This is a genomic window from Vibrio sp. R10-SG3-ISO10, assembly GCF_059834185.1.
On sequence record NZ_JCBDHG010000022.1, the window covers coordinates 481,905 to 500,431 of the forward strand.

Annotated in this window: 21 protein-coding genes; 13 read left to right on the top strand and 8 right to left on the bottom strand. The window is 45.1% G+C overall.

The window, feature by feature from the left end:
- Positions 1-84 precede the first annotated feature (84 nt).
- Complete coding sequence (locus AC6R16_RS15685) at positions 85-267, bottom strand: hypothetical protein (RefSeq protein ID WP_004749160.1); 183 nt, start codon at positions 265-267, stop codon at positions 85-87.
- Positions 268-476: 209 nt separating this feature from the next.
- Here AC6R16_RS15685 and AC6R16_RS15690 point away from each other — a divergent pair, with 209 nt between their 5' ends.
- The 4 genes from AC6R16_RS15690 to AC6R16_RS15705 all read left to right on the top strand — a co-directional run bounded on the left by AC6R16_RS15690 (position 477) and on the right by AC6R16_RS15705 (position 2,435).
- On the top strand, positions 477-770 hold the full coding sequence (locus tag AC6R16_RS15690; RefSeq protein WP_004747330.1) for an ArsR/SmtB family transcription factor: 294 nt from the start codon (positions 477-479) through the stop codon (positions 768-770).
- On the top strand, positions 757-1,329 hold the full coding sequence (sigZ, locus tag AC6R16_RS15695; protein ID WP_500674975.1) for an RNA polymerase sigma factor SigZ: 573 nt from the start codon (positions 757-759) through the stop codon (positions 1,327-1,329). The genes AC6R16_RS15690 and sigZ overlap by 14 nt, the downstream gene beginning before the upstream one ends.
- A 198-nt stretch (positions 1,330-1,527) precedes the next feature.
- On the top strand, positions 1,528-1,914 hold the full coding sequence (locus tag AC6R16_RS15700) for an MAPEG family protein (RefSeq protein ID WP_500674976.1): 387 nt from the start codon (positions 1,528-1,530) through the stop codon (positions 1,912-1,914).
- On the top strand, positions 1,914-2,435 hold the full coding sequence (locus AC6R16_RS15705; RefSeq protein WP_239855845.1) for a DNA mismatch repair protein: 522 nt from the start codon (positions 1,914-1,916) through the stop codon (positions 2,433-2,435). Before AC6R16_RS15700 ends, AC6R16_RS15705 begins: the two co-directional genes overlap by 1 nt.
- A 72-nt stretch (positions 2,436-2,507) precedes the next feature.
- On the opposite strand, the gene AC6R16_RS15710 is transcribed toward AC6R16_RS15705, so the two are convergent.
- Complete coding sequence (locus AC6R16_RS15710; RefSeq protein ID WP_500674977.1) at positions 2,508-3,530, bottom strand: acyltransferase; 1,023 nt, start codon at positions 3,528-3,530, stop codon at positions 2,508-2,510.
- Positions 3,531-3,775: 245 nt separating this feature from the next.
- On the opposite strand from AC6R16_RS15710, the gene AC6R16_RS15715 reads away from it, so the two are divergent.
- Together AC6R16_RS15715 and AC6R16_RS15720 are read left to right on the top strand one after the other, a co-directional pair.
- Entirely contained in the window at positions 3,776-4,363 is a 588-nt protein-coding gene (locus tag AC6R16_RS15715) for a TetR/AcrR family transcriptional regulator (RefSeq protein WP_500639978.1), read from the top strand.
- Positions 4,364-4,471: 108 nt separating this feature from the next.
- Positions 4,472-5,320 carry an alpha/beta fold hydrolase gene (locus tag AC6R16_RS15720; RefSeq protein WP_171320277.1) on the top strand — a complete coding sequence of 283 codons (849 nt, stop codon included), beginning with the start codon at positions 4,472-4,474 and terminating at the stop codon, positions 5,318-5,320.
- Between the two features lie 42 nt (positions 5,321-5,362).
- On the opposite strand, the gene AC6R16_RS15725 is transcribed toward AC6R16_RS15720, so the two are convergent.
- Positions 5,363-6,358, bottom strand: a complete 996-nt coding sequence (locus tag AC6R16_RS15725) for an AraC family transcriptional regulator (protein WP_500674978.1) — start codon at positions 6,356-6,358, stop codon at positions 5,363-5,365.
- A 4-nt stretch (positions 6,359-6,362) separates the two neighbouring features.
- Positions 6,363-7,139, bottom strand: a complete 777-nt coding sequence (locus tag AC6R16_RS15730) for an SDR family NAD(P)-dependent oxidoreductase (protein ID WP_500639980.1) — start codon at positions 7,137-7,139, stop codon at positions 6,363-6,365.
- 337 nt (positions 7,140-7,476) lie between these two features.
- On the opposite strand from AC6R16_RS15730, the gene AC6R16_RS15735 reads away from it, so the two are divergent.
- A complete protein-coding gene (locus AC6R16_RS15735; RefSeq protein WP_500674979.1) occupies positions 7,477-8,865 on the top strand; it encodes an SLC13 family permease in 1,389 nt (462 codons plus the stop codon).
- Positions 8,866-9,017: 152 nt separating this feature from the next.
- The gene (locus AC6R16_RS15740) at positions 9,018-9,890 is read left to right on the top strand and encodes an aspartoacylase (RefSeq protein ID WP_500639981.1); all 873 of its coding nucleotides are present in this window, start codon (positions 9,018-9,020) and stop codon (positions 9,888-9,890) included.
- 44 nt (positions 9,891-9,934) lie between these two features.
- Here the strand turns inward: AC6R16_RS15740 and AC6R16_RS15745 are convergent, their stop codons facing one another.
- From AC6R16_RS15745 to AC6R16_RS15755, 3 genes are all read right to left on the bottom strand, one after another.
- The gene (locus AC6R16_RS15745) at positions 9,935-10,936 is read right to left on the bottom strand and encodes a CobW family GTP-binding protein (protein ID WP_500639982.1); all 1,002 of its coding nucleotides are present in this window, start codon (positions 10,934-10,936) and stop codon (positions 9,935-9,937) included.
- 39 nt (positions 10,937-10,975) lie between these two features.
- Entirely contained in the window at positions 10,976-12,310 is a 1,335-nt protein-coding gene (locus AC6R16_RS15750) for a dihydroorotase (RefSeq protein ID WP_500674980.1), read from the bottom strand.
- Positions 12,311-12,382: 72 nt separating this feature from the next.
- Entirely contained in the window at positions 12,383-12,850 is a 468-nt protein-coding gene (locus AC6R16_RS15755; protein WP_500639984.1) for a Fur family transcriptional regulator, read from the bottom strand.
- A gap of 161 nt (positions 12,851-13,011) precedes the next feature.
- Between AC6R16_RS15755 and AC6R16_RS15760 the strand changes: the two genes are divergently transcribed.
- Together AC6R16_RS15760 and AC6R16_RS15765 are read left to right on the top strand one after the other, a co-directional pair.
- A complete protein-coding gene (locus AC6R16_RS15760) occupies positions 13,012-13,470 on the top strand; it encodes a carboxymuconolactone decarboxylase family protein (RefSeq protein WP_500674981.1) in 459 nt (152 codons plus the stop codon).
- 30 nt (positions 13,471-13,500) lie between these two features.
- Positions 13,501-14,229 carry an AraC family transcriptional regulator gene (locus AC6R16_RS15765; protein ID WP_500639986.1) on the top strand — a complete coding sequence of 243 codons (729 nt, stop codon included), beginning with the start codon at positions 13,501-13,503 and terminating at the stop codon, positions 14,227-14,229.
- Here AC6R16_RS15765 and AC6R16_RS15770 read toward each other — a convergent pair.
- Complete coding sequence (locus AC6R16_RS15770) at positions 14,222-15,139, bottom strand: LysR family transcriptional regulator (RefSeq protein ID WP_004747350.1); 918 nt, start codon at positions 15,137-15,139, stop codon at positions 14,222-14,224. The genes AC6R16_RS15765 and AC6R16_RS15770 overlap by 8 nt on opposite strands.
- Before the next feature lie 116 nt (positions 15,140-15,255).
- Here AC6R16_RS15770 and AC6R16_RS15775 point away from each other — a divergent pair, with 116 nt between their 5' ends.
- The 3 genes from AC6R16_RS15775 (at position 15,256) to AC6R16_RS15785 (ending at position 18,358) form a co-directional block, all read left to right on the top strand.
- On the top strand, positions 15,256-15,924 hold the full coding sequence (locus AC6R16_RS15775; protein WP_500674982.1) for an SDR family oxidoreductase: 669 nt from the start codon (positions 15,256-15,258) through the stop codon (positions 15,922-15,924).
- An 82-nt stretch (positions 15,925-16,006) separates the two neighbouring features.
- Entirely contained in the window at positions 16,007-17,185 is a 1,179-nt protein-coding gene (locus tag AC6R16_RS15780) for an MFS transporter (protein WP_500674983.1), read from the top strand.
- A gap of 69 nt (positions 17,186-17,254) precedes the next feature.
- The gene (locus AC6R16_RS15785) at positions 17,255-18,358 is read left to right on the top strand and encodes an alkene reductase (RefSeq protein ID WP_500674984.1); all 1,104 of its coding nucleotides are present in this window, start codon (positions 17,255-17,257) and stop codon (positions 18,356-18,358) included.
- Positions 18,359-18,527: the final 169 nt, after the last annotated feature.

Sequence of the window (18,527 nt, forward strand, 5' to 3'; positions counted from 1 at the left end):
TAGATTGGTTCCGGTGGTGGGTATGCGTTTGGCGATTTGAGGAGGCGCAAAACGAACCCATAAGTCGAAATCGGTTTGCAGCAACTAGCTTTGAAAAACAATCTCATCTTCTTCCGTAGTAAATAAAACGGCTTTGTTCTGCTCTATTAATCGAACAGCCGAAGAAGGCGTCACTGCCTGAACTTCCCCCTTTGCTTTAAGCGTAAGGGACTCCCATACTCGATCTTTATATTTTCCTGTTTGTGTGTATTGGATCAGTACTTTCATTGATTTCTCGCTCACTCCTGTAGCACGTACAAGAAACATTAGCTCCATCCCAAATGTTTTACAGCTGTTAAATGTGCAACATTAGATTAACCAAATGTGGGTGGTGAAATCGTCATTTTATGCTTGTCTAGAAAGTGGGGCTGTTAACTATTGCATCTTGGATATATTTCGATTATTTTGGAAATATATCATCTTATGTGGAGTCTGTAATGGAACTTGAAGTCGTTGCCAAAGCGCTTAAAGAGCTTGGTCATCCAACTCGTCTTTCGATATACAAAAGTGTAGTCAAAGCAGGTTATCAAGGTATTGCAGTGGGTAGCTTGCAAGAGAAGCTAGGTATACCAGGCTCAACGCTTTCTCACCATATCTCTAGCCTTGCTTCAGCGGGATTGATTAGCCAACGTCGAGAAGGTCGAACACTTTACTGTGTCACCGATTACCAATGTCTAGAAGGTGTTATTGGCTTCTTGCAGGATGAGTGTTGCGCAGATGAAAACTGCTAACCCAAGCCTCAGCTTAGAGCAAGTGTGGGCAGAGTATCAGCAGGCGTTAAAGTCTTTCCTTCACTCTAAGGTTAGTAACCCAGATGATGTGGAAGATTTGCAGCAAGAGATTTTACTCAAAACCTATCAGAACTTATCTACCATCGCGGATGTCAGCAGTGTCAAAGCTTGGCTGTTTCAACTGGCTAATCGCACCATCATCGACTTTTACCGTAAGCGTGCTCGCCAGCAGCGTGATGGCGAATTCGAAGCAGATGACTTGTGGTTTGAAGAGCAAGAGGCCAGCTTAGAGCAAGAAATGGCAGAGTGTATTAAGCCCTTTGTTAATGCTTTGCCTGCGGAGCAATCTCAACTGCTAGAAGCTATTGAACTAAACGGCGAAAGCCAAAAGCTACTCGCTGAGAAAGTTGGCGTCAGCTACTCAACGTTAAAATCGCGCGTGCAGAAAGGCCGTGTTGAACTTAAAAAACTGTTTGAGGCATGCTGCACCTTCCAACTCGATAAACACGGCAACCTCGTAGACTGTGAAGCAAAATCAAAACAGTGTGGACGTTGTTAGCCTTAAACCTCTCTATTGAGCGCTTCAGAGTGATAGCTCCCTTTATTGAAACGCTTTGATAGGGCGACAGAAATTTCCGTATCTGGGCTTAAATATTCAGCCCCGCTATTCAGCGGGGCTTTTTTATGCTTAATTAGTAATACTTAGAGATGAGAAAAATATCAGGTGTTAGAAACCTGAATCATAAGGAGAATGTTGATGGTTACAGCGCTTTACGCTGCAATTCTTGCTGCACTAATGATTTGGCTCTCTATTCAAGTGATTAAGCAGCGCCGCAAAGCTCAGGTAAAATATGCGGATGGCGGGGTAGATGCCCTGACCATCGCCCGAAGTGCACAGGGCAACGCGGTGGATTACATTCCAGTTACCCTGATTTTGATGGCTATGGTGGAGTACAACGGTGCAAGCCCTTGGATGATCCATGCGTGTGGTATTGTGTTTGTTCTTGGCCGTATATTACATGCGAAAGGTATCCTTGCAGACAGACTAAAAGGCCGTATTTCGGGGATGAAGATGACCTTCTTAGTGATGGCGGTTCTGATTGTACTAAATATTGTTTATCTACCATTTGATAGGATGTGGTAATGATATTTCGCTCTCCTCCTGCATGGGCGCTAGTACTGACGGGGTTAGTCCTCAATGTCTTAGCGCTTTTGATGTCGAGCATTGTGCTCGACAAGTTGAGTGGGGAGATTGGCCAGCTATCTGAGCAAAAAGACGAAAACATCTATTCAATTCAGCTCGCGTGGAACAGTGTTGAAATGCTCGAACGTAAGCGTGAAATGTTGCTCCTGCATATCGCTCATGAGGGCGAAGTTCAACAACAATTGCAAGCGACGCTACAGGGTCAATTGAGCCAGTGGGTTAATCAGCCAATCCCAGAGATTAGCTTAGACAACCTTCCTCAATTGATGATGCTGATAAACCAAGCCCAGCAGGTATATCGAAATCAAATTGATGACTTTTATCTAGAGAATCTCTCTATATCTGAGCTGATGACAACGCTTAATGAAAGGATTGCTTGGTACAAGAACATTGGCTTGTTTCTACAGGTGTTTGGTTTAGCTTTGATTCTTGCCAGAGACTTGGCTCGTAAGCCCAATTAACGACAAAGCGATGGATTACCCATCGCTTTGTTTTCTGTTCAACGGTTCCCTCAACAATCACACTCAACATGGCTACCTAAATAGCAGTCGATAGAGGGGTGTTTTCTCTAACCCTTTAATCAATCCAAAGGTGAGCACTATCGCGCCAAACAAGACGGTCATATCTTTGGCAAATCCAGTCAGGCCCAATACTCCAGATACGTTCATCATCACAATAATCATAGGTAGATGAGCCACGTAGAGAGGTAACACATACTTAGATTGCTTGGTTAGCCAAGATTGAGTTCCGAGTGCTGGTTTTGATAGTAGCCACATAAAACAGCCCGTTCCCCACAGCACAGTGCCAAACAGGAAGTCATTGCCATTAAAAGGTTGCTGATAGTTATTGAGGATAAAGGCTTCAACGAAATGTGACAGCATACCGACTGATGCTAGCAGCAAGGCTTGACGAGAAGTAGCATTTATCGTTTGCTGACGAATCGAAAAACCAATCGCAAACAGCAAGGTACTGAAGAACGGGCCGTTTCGGGTAAAGAATGGAGACCAGAACTCTGTTAGCCCCTGATAGCTGCCTGCAAGAACACCGTAAACATACAGTGCGATGCCAAGCGGGACAAAAAGCTCTATCTGTTTAAACTTTTGCAATCCAGCACCAATCGCAGCTGCAAAAATCAGCGCGGGAATAAACCATAAGTGGACGAGACCGCCTTCTAGCAGCGAGTTTAGTGGTGCTTGACCAAGGTAACCCCAATAACCTTGACGTTCGGCGAGATACCCATGCTCAGCCACAGTCGCCCAGTTAAAAGGCATAACAAGGCATATCACACTCCAGACAACAAAAATGCGCAGCAAAGGAGTGGTGTAGCGCTTAAGCGTCGCGATTGGGTCAACGGTTAGCTTGGGTTGGATCAAATAACCTGAAATCAAAAAGAACAAAGGGACGGCAAAGCGTGTTGCTTGGTTAAACACGTATCCAACCCAGGGCGTTTCATTAATTTGCCAATAGCTGAGAAACATCTGACAGTGCATGGCGGCAATCGCTAATATCGCTATCACTCGGCCTAGCTCAATACTTTGAATTTTCTTACTTTCCATAACGACATCAAAACCATTAAAAGTGTTCAGGGTATATCAATAAATTCGCCTTAAGGAATGAATCTAAATCAAATTATGCTGAGGCTACTATCAGTTACTACAGTAATTTGAGAGTAAAATCTAACCCTAAGAATTGTTACATTTACGGGTTAGACTTTGTGATTTCATTCAGTTGCAGGTGAGATAAAATTTGCAAAAAAGAACGAGTGTGCTAAAAATAGCATTAACAGTAACGAGAGAGCAGTATGAGTAAAGGCAAAGTTACCCGAGAAAATATCTTAAGTAAGGCATTTGAGCTAGCGAGTGAAAATGGGCTTGAGAGCTTAACCATTGGGGAATTAGCCAAGCAATGTGGGATGTCGAAGAGTGGCTTGTTTGCTCACTTTAACTCCAAGGATAACCTGCAAATAGCAGTTTTGGATTACGCCAACCAGATCTTTACTCAGCGCGTGATTGCGCCCGCGAGGGAGCGAACTTCGATCACCATCGAAGAAAAGCTCACACTGCTGCTCGATAACTGGTTAGGGTGGAACCACTCTTTTCAAGGCAGCTGTATGTTCTTAGATGCTTGGAAAGAGACGAGCGCAGAATCGGCCCCTACCCAGCAAGTACTAAAGAAAACCATCGCGACTTGGATAGAGTACTTACGAATTCAGGTTGCGAAAGGGGTCGAGAATGGTGAATTTCGTCAAGATCTTAAACCTAGGCAGGCCACGTTTGAATTGTATGGTTTGTATTTAAGTGCTCATCTGTTTTATTCGATACACGGAGAACAGGCGAGCAACGAGCACTTCTGGCAGGGCGTTAAACGTTTGATTGCAAGCTGGAAGTAACCGAATTCTAAGCTAAGTAGACACTACTTGGCTTATTATTTAATTAAAAATAGCACGGTCGTTCGCTTTTTGGCGAGAAGTAGAGACTGGCACCAAAAGGATAAAACCATGAGTGAGAAGATTTACTTTAATACCTCGCAAAAGTTCAGTGTAAAGAAGAGCTTGGTTAACATAACTACTCGGCTTCATCACACTCTCGCACCTAATCATGCGAAGAACACCGCGCGCAAGTTACTGCTGACCCCAGCGCGCACAAAGCCTAAGAATGCTGAACCAACCGGATTGATTAAAGGTGAAGTAGAATCTAAGGAAGGGGTACTCAAAACGTACCAATTAGGCACAGGCCCAGTGTGGGTGCTGACCCATGGTTGGTCGGGGAGTGCGAGTCAGTTTTACCCCTTGATGGAGCACATCGCTAGCCGAGGCTACACCGCATTAGCGTATGATCACCCGGGCCACGGTCAAAGTGGCGGCGTGTACGGGCATATTCCGGCATTTGTTCATGGCTTAGAAGCGATTTTGGATAGTGTTGATGATGTGGCTGGGCTTGTTGGTCACAGCATGGGAACGGCGTCTTCAATCGAGTGTCATCATCAGAAGTTGGTCGATAAACCATTCTTGTTGATTGCGCCTGTATTGGATTATCTCGACAACTTATTTGGCAGCGTCGCTCGCTCAGGATACTCAATGCGTTTGTTCAATGCAGTCGTTTCTGAGGTTGAAGATCAGTACCACTACCCAATTCAATCCGTCGACCCATACAACAAGCTCAAGTTACGCAGTGCGCAAACCATTATTGTCCACGATCAAGGTGACAAGTTTACTAAGTTTGAGGTGTCACAAAAGGCGGCTCAAGAAATGGAAAACGTTACGCTGGTGGCAACCCAAGGACAAGGCCACGGCAGAGTGATGAAGTGTGCTGAAGTAATGGAAAGCTTCGATAAGCTGATTGGATAAGTTTATTAAAGGGGGCTGCCAAGTCCCCTTTTAACCACCTGATTAATGGTATTGCTCTCGGTAGTGACCAGGTGAAACGCCTTTCCAAGCACTGTAGGCGCGAATAAAAGAATTGGACTCCTGAAAGCCAAGCAGAAACGAAATCTCTCCTAAAGACATCTCTGATTTCTCTAAGTAATGATCAGCAAGTTCTTCTCTAACCGTTTGTAAGATACTTTGGAAACTCTCCTTTTCAGCACTGAGCTTACGTTGAAGTGTGCGCTTACTCATCGCAAGTTTTTCTGCGACGTCTTCAATACTAGATTGACCACTTGGCAGCGCTTCCAGTAGTACCGCTCTGACTCGATCAGATGTAGTGGCCCTGCTATCGAGATCAGATAATTTTTGATTGAGTTTCGCCTCGAAAAACTCCCACATAGCCGCATTCGAGGTAAGGAAGGTTCGTGCGGCATCTTGCGCAGAAAATCGAATTTTTACCTCTTCCCCTTTGCGAATGGAGCAGCCGAAGTAGCTTTCATACTGAGTGATATCCTTCGGTAGCACTTGCAGTTCAACACTCAGTGGGCGAATTGGCTCTCGCGTCGCCAATCGTGCCAACTGGGTAAAAAAGACAGTTTCCATTAGGCCAAGCGTTTTTGGCAGTGCTTCGCGGTAGCCGTAGCAACGTACGGTGATTTCTGTGTATTGATCGGTTTGATTCACCACAGACATCATTGGGCCAATCAGCGGTTTGTATTGGCTCAAACGGCTTAAGGCTGCGTTGAAGTTTGGACTGCAGATAGAAGCAAACAGAGGAGCATCAAAAGCTTCCACTGAAAGGTGCTGTGCGAACAAGAGAGGGACCTCTTTATCCCCTGCTGCTTTTTCTAGGCCATTACACAATTGAAAGTACTCGTGAGGCGCTAAGCTGGCATTTTCTCTGCTAAATAAATCCCCTGGCAGGTTGGCATAAGCCAACACAGCTTGGAGATCAATTTGCATGTCATTGAGTAGCACTTTCCATATTGGAGAGACGGCAAATCGGTTCGCACGTTTCATTTTATTAGTTCTTTTCCATAAACTTACGAGACATTTTTAATACCATCTTACGCGGTAAGAATGGAATTACCCAGTTAAGTTGAAATTTTAGCCCACGTTCGTTGAATGCAACTAGCTCGCCTTTTTCCATTGCCTGATAACCGCACTGAGCGACTGAACGAGGTGATTTGGCATTTTTCCAAATGTCGACACCATCTAAGTTCCCCGCTGCTACAAAACCTGTTGCGACAGCCCCCGGACATAAAGCGGTTGCAGTAACATTGTACTGTGCAACTTCTTCGGCAATCGCTTGAGTAAAAGAGGTGACATAAGCCTTAGTGGCGTAGTATACCGCTTGCAATGGTCCTGGAATAAATGACGCAGTCGATGAAACATTGAGAATGCGCCCATTTCGTCTCTCAACCATACCTTGCAAAAAGTGGTGAGTTAGGTTGGTTAGGGTCACCATGTTTAACTGCATCATGGCTTGGTCATCCGTGAGTGCTCGTTCGTGGAACAATCCATGGCCGCCGAAACCCGCATTATTAATTAAAGTATCGATTTGTAGTCCCATCGCTTCGACGCTAGCAGCAACCCTATCTGCTGACTGAGGATCAGATAAGTCTTCGGCAATAACAAACACCTTGCTTTGGTATTCGCTTTCCAATTCAGCTTTCAGTTGATTTAACTTATCTTCAGATCGCGCCACCAATACAAGATCGCCACCTTTCTGTGCGTGTATTTTTGCTAGCTCTAAACCGATACCACCTGATGCGCCAGTAATTAATGCTGTGTTTGCCATATTGTGCCTCATTTTCTGATTGTTAAACGTTATGTTGTTGGGATGAGGAAATAATAAGCAATCAAATTGCGCCACACACTGGCAAAAGGTGACACATTACTCGCCAATGACGCCAATTGAATTTTTACTAAGCGAGGTTGATAAATAATTGGGGTGAATTATTTTTGTGAAAATCAATTTAGGTGTTGATGGAAAAATATCTAATTCATTCATACCATTAACATTCATAACCTTGTTGTTGATATGGTTAACAAATTCGCAATGAAAAATATTTCCAAATGGCGTTTATGTGGGATCATTTGCTATGCCACAAGGCCCTAATAAGGAAAAAATAATAATGAATAGAAATGATAGTGTCCCTTTGCCCAACAATACTAGAGAATGGTTTTTCAACCGCAATAGTCTGATTATCCTCGCAGACGTTGCTCTGTTTCTCATCTTGTACTTTACCTTGCCTTTTGACCCTCAAGTGGTGCTAGGTATTAGTATGCTCACCTTTGTCGCGATTCTTTGGCTGACAGAAGCATTGCATGTCACCGTGACGGCCATTTTAGTCCCAATTATGGCTGTTTTGTTTGGTGTATTTGACACCCAAACTGCACTGAACAACTTTGCTAACTCAATTATCTTCTTATTCTTGGGTGGCTTCGCCTTAGCTGCCGCTATGCATCGTCAGGGACTGGATAAAGTTATTGCAGATAAAGTGCTGATCCTCGCTAAAGGTAAAATGAGTGTGGCTGTGTTCATGCTGTTTGGTGTTACCGCTGCGCTATCAATGTGGATCAGTAACACTGCGACCACGGCGATGATGCTGCCTTTGGTACTCGGCGTGTTAAGCAAAGTGAATTCTGAAAGTGGTCATAAGACCTATGTGTTTGTTCTGCTCGGCATCGCCTACAGCGCAAGTATTGGTGGTATTGCAACGATTGTTGGTAGCCCACCGAATGCTATCGCCGCTGCGGAAGTTGGTTTAACTTTTACTGAGTGGATGAGCTTTGGTGTACCAACTTCGCTAATTTTATTGCCTATTGCTATAGCTGTTCTTTACGCGACTCTAAAGCCAAACTTATCTGGAGAGTTCGAGTTAAATCGCGACGCGATCAACTGGGATAAAGGTAAGGTTGTGACTTTGGCTATTTTTGGCGCCACCGTCTGCTTATGGATCTTCAGCAAGCCGATTAATGCCATGCTCGGTGGTTACGCTAAGTTTGATACCCTTGTGGCGCTAGCGGCCATTATCGCAGTTAGCTTTGCCCGCGTTGTTCACTGGAAAGATATTGAGAAGACCGCAGATTGGGGCGTTTTGCTCCTGTTCGGTGGTGGTATCTGTTTGAGTAATGTTCTAAAGGCAACGGGAACAAGTGTCTTTCTTGCCAATACCCTGAGTGAGATGATTGCTCACTGGGGGATCTTCTTCATCATCGCTATCATTGCGGTTTTTGTTGTGTTCTTAACGGAATTCGCCAGTAATACGGCGAGTGCGGCCTTATTAATCCCTGTATTTGCAAGTGTTGCTGAAGCGTTTGGCATGTCGCCTGTCATCCTGTCTGTTCTGATAGCGGTTGCCGCATCCTGTGCCTTTATGTTGCCAGTTGCGACGCCTCCGAATGCGATTGTGTTTGGATCTGGGCACATTAAACAGAGTGAGATGATGCGAGTTGGTATTATCCTTAACATTGCTTGTATCGGCGTGCTAACCTTTATCGCTCTGAGCTTTTGGACCTAGCCACTAGTTAGCTTGATGCCTAAACTCCCTTAAGCCTACCTACTTCGGTAGGCTTTTTTAGTTGTGCGTATTTCAAACCCTAGAAAGTTTATTTTGCATGTTTTGTTATGTTATAACATTTGCATCATTTAAAACCTTGGAATGGAAATATAATGGACAAGATCAATAGCGCGCTGATTGTTGCGGGGACACATGGTAATGAGCTTTCAGGTATATATTTACATAAGCTGATTAATGACAGGCTTTACTCCGCTGAACGTTCAACATTTACTACCTCTTCGGTGATCGCTAACCCAGAAGCGGTAAAACAGAATGTGCGCTATTTAGAGACAGACTTAAATCGAGAGTTTGCTGAGCTTGGTAACGAGAAAGAACGCGTATTGCATGAGAGTAAAGCCGCTTCTGCGTTCGCTGCCAAATATGCTGCCAGTAAAAATCAGCTCATCGTTGATTTACATAACACGACCAGCAATATGGGCGCGACGCTCATTCTACTCTCTACGGATCGCTTCTACCGAAAAATGGGGGCCTACGTAAAACAGCGCATGCCAAAAGCAAACATCTTGTTTGAAGATAGAAAGCCATGGTCAGAGCAACCTTATTTGTGCTCAACAGGCGAGTATGGCGTGATGATTGAAGTCGGGGCTCAAGCTCATGGCTCGCTGAAGTCGGAAACACTTGAGTTGATGAAACAAATGCTCACGGCGGTGCTAGATTACGTAGAAAAGCACAATCTCAATCAGCTAGATAACTTGCAAGATTACAGCGCGTTTTTCTACACGGAAGAGGTGCCAATTCTGCTCGATCAAGATGGAATGCGCAGCGCTATGGTTCATCCGATGGTATGCGGGCGAGACTTTGAAGTGGTGAAGCAAGGAGAGCCGCTACTAGCAACGTTTTTAGGCCATGATATTCTTTGGGAGAAGGCACAAGATATCTACCCACATTTCATCAATGAAAGTGCCTATAGCAAAGCCAACATTGCGATGGCTTTGGCAGAGAAACGCACGGTGTCAGCAAGTTAGAAAAATCCTGAGTGCTCGTAGAGAGCACTCAGGATTGACTGCATTTAGTGTATAACACATTCAAGGAGCTTGCTTTCTAAGTCTGCCGCTACCGTTTCGGCGATCACTTCGATACGAGTTTCACTACATTCATCGAGATCAGACTCAGTCAGACCATCCTCGGTTAGGTTATAGCCGAAGATGCCATCTTGGGTAATGAATACCGCTTTCATGCGTTCAGCTTTTAAGCCGACTAACAACCTCAGCAATTTTTGGCGGTCAAAGATTTTGTTCGCTGAAAATCGCCATCCTGCGCTCTGATAACCTTCACCTGAGTTGGTGGCTTTTAGCATACCGCTGTCTGGCATCGGCAACTCGGAAGCCAGTGGTTTACTTTCATGATGATGGTGGTGGTGTGGAGTATGCGCGTCTAGGTTTGCTTTTCCTTCAAACTCAGACAATGAAAGTCTGCCATGCTCAGCAAAGACAACCTTAGTATTTGGACGACTGACCTCAGCAACATAAGCTTTGAGTTTGGCTTTGTCACCGGGCTGATACAAATCCTGCTTGTTGCCGACCACGGTATCAGCAATGGCAATCTGCTGATTGAAGGTCTCGTGATGAGTATAACGTTGATCAGACAACTTACGCGCGTCGACCAAAGTGACGTTTTTTTGCAGTGACAACACTTGGCGATAATGCTCAGAAGAGAGAACCTCTAACACTTCTTTAGGGTGACCAAGACCTGTTGGTTCAATCAATAGGCGATCAGGTTTTGCCTCTGATAGCAGCTGATTGAGGGCGATTTGCATCGGCAGACCAGCTGCACAGCACATGCAGCCCCCAGGCACTTCCCGGATAAATACTTGCTGACCTTGATTGGTTTGCCCGTGGAACAAACTGCCATCGACACCAATTTCACCAAACTCATTAACCAGCACCGCCCAGCGTTCATCCTCTGGTTTGCTTTTCATTAGATTCAATATCGCCGATGTTTTCCCCACGCCGAGAAAGCCTGTGATGATGTTGGTTGGAACTCCCTTTATTGCGGAGTTATCAGTGCTCATTGGTTATTCTCCTATAGACTGACTTAGAGTGATTGACGGTTATCGATTGAATGACAAGCGCATTGCTGGGTTAGATGAAGGGTTTATTTGCTGGTTTGCATACACTAAGTCACCGTTGACCCAAGTGTGTTGAATCTGGCTAAAGAAAGTATGCCCCGCAAACGGCGACCAACCGCAGTGGTATAAACTATTTTCGTTGCTCACTCTTGTCGTTGATTGAGGATCGACCAGAACTAAGTCAGCAAAATAACCTTCACGGATAAATCCGCGTTCCTTGATTGCGTAGCGAATGGCAGGGTTATGCGCAGCCTTTTCAACAACCTGTGCCATGGTCAGGTACCCCGATTTGACCTGATCAAACAGGGTCAGTAGCGCATGTTGTACTAAAGGCAAACCCGCAGGGGCTTGTTCATAGGCGACCTGTTTTTCTTGCCATGTATGAGGGGCGTGATCGGTGGCAATAATATCAATTTGGCCTGTTTTCAGCGCGTTGACCAGCGCGTCTCTGTCACTAGGAAACTTGATTGCTGGGTTACATTTGATCTGGTTACCTAAGGTTGCATAATCTTGGTGACTAAACCACAAATGATGGACACAGGCTTCCGCAGTAATCTTCTTGTTTGCGATTGGACCTGATTCAAACAGAGCGAGTTCTTTTTCCGTTGTAATGTGTAAAACGTGCAATTGGCTTCCATGCTTTTTCGCCAACTCAACCGCGTAAGAGGAAGAGGCGAAACAAGCTTCGTCATCTCTTAGAAGAGGATGATCTTCGATGGTGAGTTCCGATTTGTGTTGCAAAAGGCGTTGTTTGTTTTGAGCGATAACCGGACCACTCTCACAATGGGTAACAATCAGAACGGGAGAGTCACGGAAGATAGCATCGAGCGCCTGCGGTGCCTCAACCAAAAGATCACCTGTAGAGGCCCCCATAAACACTTTAACGCCGCAGTGTCTCTTAGGGTCGAGGCGCTTAATCTCCTCTAGATTGTCCTCTGTCGCACCGAGATAGAAGGAATAGTTAGCCAATGAGCTGGCCGAGGCAATATCAAATTTACGTTCGAGAGCTTCAACGGTTGTCGTTGCAGGGCTAACATTGGGCATTTCCATATAGCTAGTGATGCCACCGGCAACTGCCGCGCGGGACTCTGATGCAATAGAGCCTTTATGTGTGAGTCCCGGTTCTCTGAAGTGAACCTGATCATCAATCATTCCGGGAACAAGGTACTTGCCATTAGCCTCTATGATGGTGTCAGCAGGTTGGGCGGTCATACCCTGTTCAACTTTTTCTATCCTTTGGCCGACGATGCGTAAGTCGGCTTCGATAACAGTGCCTTCATTGACGATTCGGGCATTTTTAATGAGCGTGGCAGACATGGTTTTTGAAATCTCCTTGTTTTAAAACTAAGCGGGGATGAGCAGTAGGGATTGGCTTGAGAGGTGATTGCTTTAGCCGCCCGATTCCTTTTTTGCGCAATCATCGCACACACAACTGATCTCGAGTTGCGGATTAATCATGGTAAAACCTTCTTGGCGCGCGTTGGACTGAAGCCCTGAAACCATCGCAGGATCAATTGTTTGCTCACTGATTTTGTTGCACTTAGAACAAATTAAGAACTGAGCGACACCGTGGTCATGGTCACAATGAATATGTGAACAGGCGACGTACTTGTTAGACACTTTGATCTTGTGAGCCAACTGTTCGCTTTCTAAAAAGTCTAAAACACGATAGATGGTCATCGCCTGAATGTTGGCGTCGAAGTGCTCTTTGCAGTAGTCGACCAATTCATAGGCAGACAAAGACTTGTTGGAGTGTATTAAGGCGCGTAGAACGATCTTACGTTTTGTCGTTAATTGCTTGCCGCGATGTTTGCAGCTTTGCTCAACGTGCTTAATGGTCTTTTCGATATCTTGCATTCAATCCAGTGAATTTTGCTTATTTTGGTTATGTTATATCATAACACTTGAGATTGCCATGACTGAGCACGGCTTGCAAGACTGGATGGGTGTCGAAAATCTTCAATCATAGAGTAAGGGAAAGCAATAATCTGAGCGTATCTATTAAAGGAGATAATACTATGACTCAAAGATTAGACTATTTTAATGCTGCGCCAGAAGGGATTCAGATTCTACTAGGTCAAGAAAACTATTTAAGAGCGCAGTTTGATCAGCAACCAACGCTCTCATTGGCTCTATGGGAGTTGGTTAAATTAAGAGTGTCTCAGCTTAATCAGTGTGCTTTTTGTGTCGATATGCATAGTAAAGAGGCGTTGAGTAGTGGAGAGTCTGAGCATCGCTTGATTGGGTTAACTGCATGGCGAGAGATGCCTATATATAGCGAAGATGAGAAAGTTGCGCTACATTGGGCTGAAATGGTCAGTAGTAATAATGCGATATCTGATGACGATTTTGCGTCGACATTAGCAGTCTTTGGTGAGCAAGGCCTAGTGGTGTTAACACTTGCGATCAATGCTATCAATAGCTGGAATCGCGTGGCCAAAACATTCAAGCCAGAAATTGGCAGCCTGTCAAAGTAACAATCTGGCTGAGGAGAATTTAATAACGAAATGGATTTTCGGATTTTTAAACCGCGGGGCAAGTTATCCGACCATATTCAAGCGATATGGTCGGTAAACGTCACGGGTGGGCAGCGTGGCGTTATTAAGAAACCATTGTATTGTGATGGTGGTTCTGGATTGACCTTGCTGTTGAGAGGTGAAGTTTGCCTATCAAATACACCGATAAGTGATCCAATTATTGTTCAAAAATACAATCACAGAACTCAAATTATTGAGCTTTATCATGGCGCCCTGCTATGTGGAATTCGTTTTCAGCCAGGGATGATGTTACCGTCATTTATTAACAATGATACGCAGATTATGTCTGTACTTATGGCACTTCATGAGCAATTGTCCGAGCAAAATCAAAGTAGACATCTCACGACACTTTACCGATGGTGTGAACAGCAAATACTTCCTTTGGAAGCGGATTTTGCTAAGCGAGCGATGCTAATCAAGTTAGCGACACAAGGGAAAATTGGAGAGCAGTTTCCATACAATCAAAGGCAAGTCGAGCGCAGGTTTCGCCAGTGGCTCGGAATGAGCCCCAAATATTTTCAAAGGTTGCGTAGAGTCCATTCCAGCTTGAGTAAACTGAGAGAAAACCCAGATGTCTCGCTTGCAGATTTCGCATTTGAACATGGTTTCTCGGATCAAGCGCATATGACCAGAGAGTTTAAGGCATTTGTGCTAACCACCCCAGGAGAGCTAAGTCGTCGCCTTAAGACAACTAGCTAGAAGGCTGAAATTTCTCAATCAAAAAATCAATAAACAGTCGGATTCGTTTTGGTTGGTACTGCCTGCTTAAATAGATAACATTTAAGTCTGCGCCAGCCGAAGAGGTTGAGGCATTGAAGTTTTTCATATAGCCATTCAGTAGTGTCACTAAACGTTGCTGTTTGATGTCTTCTTGTACATCAAGAATCGATTTCAGTGCGATACCTGCTCCATCGAGTGCCCACTGACGTATGACTTCACCATCATCAGAAAAGCGTTTTGGCACCACAGTAATCGCATTGTGTTTGTCTTCGTCTTGAAAGTGCCAAGTTTTGAGCTCTTCATTACTTCGCACCATAGCTAAACAGTCGTGATGGGCTAAATCTTGTGGGGTGATAGGTGTCCCTTTCTTAGCTAAGTAAGTTGGAGAGGCACAAAGCACTCGTCGACTTGGTGCTAGCTTGCGAGAGATAAGATTGCTATCTGCAAGTTCTCCATAACGAATCACGATATCCAATCCAGACTCCGCCAAGTTAGACAAGTTATCGTTCAGGTAGAGATAGGGAATCACTTCTGGATACAGTTCGCTAAACTCAGATAACAGCGGTGAGATGTATTGTTTACCTATGTCTCTTGGTGCGGAAATTTTTAATGTCCCGCGTACTTCTTTGATACCCGTTTGAAGCAAGTTTTCTGTTTCTTTGACGCTGTCGATGATTTCAAGGCAAGCCTGATGATACATAGCGCCCGAATCAGTCAATGAGATGTGCCGAGTACTTCGATTGAGCAGTTTAACGCCATAACGATCTTCTAATGCTTGCAATCTTGCCGTCACCGTTGCAGGTGATAGGCCGAGCTCTCTCCCAGCGGCCGCTAGCCCCTGATTTTTGATAATGCTGACAAACAGTGTCATATCGGAAAACTTGTCCACCTTTCTCTCCTTTATTATTCGGTATGGCTGAATAATCAATTCAAATATTACTCAATTATCAAATCAAATCCAATCAATATACTGGCCTCATCGAAACAAGATTGGAGCAATAAGTCATGAAAGCAGACAAAACGGTATACGTTGTCCTCGGTGGAACATCAGGTATTGGTGCGGAGCTCGCTAAACAATTAGCCAGTGATAACAGCATCGTACATGTAGCCAGTCGTAAGACAGGACTCGATATTAGCGATGAGCAGGCGGTTTACCACTACTTCGAAACGATAGGCGCTTTTGACCATCTTATCGTCACTGCGGGATCTTATGCTCCGGCTGGCAAGGTAGTAGACGTTGAGGTTTCCCAAGCCAAGTGCGCTTTTGATACTAAATTCTGGGGAGCAATAAATGCGGCAAAACACGGTGCTCGTTTTGTTAAGAAAGGCGGCTCTATCACCCTTACTTCCGGCATGTTGTCGCGCAAAGTCGTCGCCAATACCTATGTAAAAACCGCGATCAATGCAGCAATGGAAGCGACGGCAAAAGTATTAGCGAAAGAACTGGCTCCGATTCGGGTCAATGTTGTCAGCCCAGGATTAACGAAAACCGAGGCATATCAAGGCATGGCTGAAGCAGATAGAAATGCTATGTACGAAAGAACGCAACAAAGCCTGCCTGTTGGCAAGGTCGGAGAAGCGAGCGATGTAGCGGCGGTTTACCAGTTTGCGATTCAAAACACCTACATGACAGGTGCCGTGCTTGACGTCGATGGCGGCGCGTTGCTGGGTTGATTCATTCCGCGAGTGCTTGGTATCAGCCACTAAGAGTCGTTGGTACCTAAGTTCCCCATTCGATTTCAATAGAGATATTCCAATGAATAAAGAAAAAATGCCGCTGCAGGTATGGATCTTAACACTTGCAGCTTTTGCTATCGGCACTGCCGAGTTTGTTATTGCTGGCATACTGCCTCAGGTCGCACATTCGTTATCCATTTCTGAGGGACAAGCTGGTTACCTGATTAGTGCATACGCGCTCGCGATTGTATTTGGTGGGCCATTGCTAACCATTTATCTCGCCAGATTCAACAAGAAAATGGTACTCGCAGGGCTTATGGTTCTGTTTATAGCGGGTAACGTGTTGTCAGCTTTTGCGCCGAATTATCTAACTCTGATGATAAGTCGGGTTATTACTGGTCTGGTTCAAGGTCCTTTCTATGGTATCGGTGCAGTTGTTGCGACGAATCTGGTTTCAGAGAAAATGGCAGGGCGCGCTGTTGGACAGATGTTTGCAGGCTTAACTTTGGCAAACGTGCTAGGTGTTCCTGGAGGGACTTGGATTGGCTTACAGTTCGGCTGGCACACCACATTCCTGACCGTGGCTGCATTTGGATTCGTCGCACTGTTCTTCATCACTTCTGTCATTAAGTCGACAGGTCACGGTGAAGCGAAGGATGTGAAGGCGCAGTTAGCTGCATTCAAAAATCCCATGCTTATTATTAGCTTAGCAATCACAGTATTTGCTTGGTCTGGCTTTATGACTCTGTATGGTTACCTAGCTCCTATTGCAATGCACATAACAGGCTTTGGTGAAAGCGCAGTGACTTGGATTCTGGTCATTGTCGGTGTGGGTTTGATTGTCGGTAACACCATGGGCGGTCGTTCGTCAGACAAAAACTTACAAAAGGCCTCAATGTTTTGGGCCCTAGCCATGATTGTATCTTTGCTGCTTGTGGGGGTGGCTGTCGAAAGCAAAGTAATGTTTGTTGCCACAGCCTTTGTGTTTGGTATCGCTTCGTTCGCCAATGTACCTGCAATGCAGCTTCGAGTGATGAATCACGGTGGTGAGGGCCAAGAGCTGGCCGCAACAGCCAATATCTCTGCTTTCAACCTAGCTAATGCATTTGGCGGATTCTTAGGAGGGATGGTTCTAGATAGTCAATTGGGAGCAAGCATGATTCCTTATGCCGCCATCATTGTTCCACTCATCGGTTTGCTGTTTATTGCCAAAGCCAACCGCGGAGAGAATCCGCAATCCGTTAGTGTCACTAATTAATCTGACCAATCCCCTCAGTAATCGCAGCCAGAACAGTTGTCTGGCTGTCCCAATGATAAGGAACTCATCATGAGTAAACTCTTTCAACCAATTCAGCTTCAATCCGTTAATCTGAAAAATCGTGTTGTAATGGCACCAATGACTCGGGCGCGAACCAGTCAGCCGGGGAATATTCCTAATCAGATGATGGCGGCTTACTATAAACAGCGCGCCAGTGCTGGACTGATAATCTCCGAAGCGACTCAAATCTCAGATGACTCGCAAGGTTACTCATTTACCCCAGGGGTTTATACCGATGAGCAAGTTGCTGGTTGGAAGCAAATCACTCAAGACGTTAAGCAGCAAGGCGCTGCAATGTTTTGTCAGCTTTGGCATGTTGGTCGAGTCTCACATCCTGTGTTTCAAAACGGCGAGTTGCCAATAGCCCCTTCGGCATTAAAGCCAGTGGAAACGCAAGTCTGGATTGCCGACGAGCAGGGTAACGGCAATATGGTGGACTGCGTTGAGCCAAGAGCTATGACGCAAAAGGACATTGATCGCGTGGTTCAAGATTTTGCCAATGCGGCGAAGCGGGCAGTTGAAGCAGGCTTTAATGGTGTCGAAATTCATGGCGGCAATGGCTATCTTATCGACCAGTTCTTGCGAACCAACTCCAATCATCGTACAGACAACTATGGAGGCAGCAGAGAAAATCGCCTGCGCTTTTTACTCGATGTTGTCGATGCAGTCAGTGCTGCAATCGGTGCAAGTCGTGTTGGCGTGAGGCTTGCTCCCTTTATCACTTTTAAAGATATGAACTGCCCAGATATTGTGCCAACAATTTTGCAGGCGTCGAAACAGCTTCAACAAAGAAACATTGCCTACTTACATTTGTCGGAAGCGGATTGGGATGATGCCCCTGTGATACCAGAAAGTTTCCGTATTGAGCTACGCGAGTATTTCACCAATACCATTATCGTCGCGGGAAGTTATACCCTAGAACGCGCGAATGAAGTGCTTGAGAAAGGTTATGCCGATCTGGTCGCATTTGGGCATCCGTTTGTCTCTAATCCAGACTTGGTTGAACGTCTAAAACACAGGCATCCGTTAGCAGAGCTCGATGGTTCAACCCTATTTGGTGGAAATGAAGTTGGCTATACCGATTATCCCAACTTACCGGGAGCCAGTATTTAATAAATACAGCGTTGAATGCACAGAGACCTTCCATAATAAAAACAGTGCACGAGTAAAAGATCTGCCCTATCAATATCTGATAGGGCTTTTTACGCAATTTATATTATCAAAAACAGTAAATGCTATTTACGTTTAGCTGACGTAAAAGCCAAGTGCAGTATGATAGATA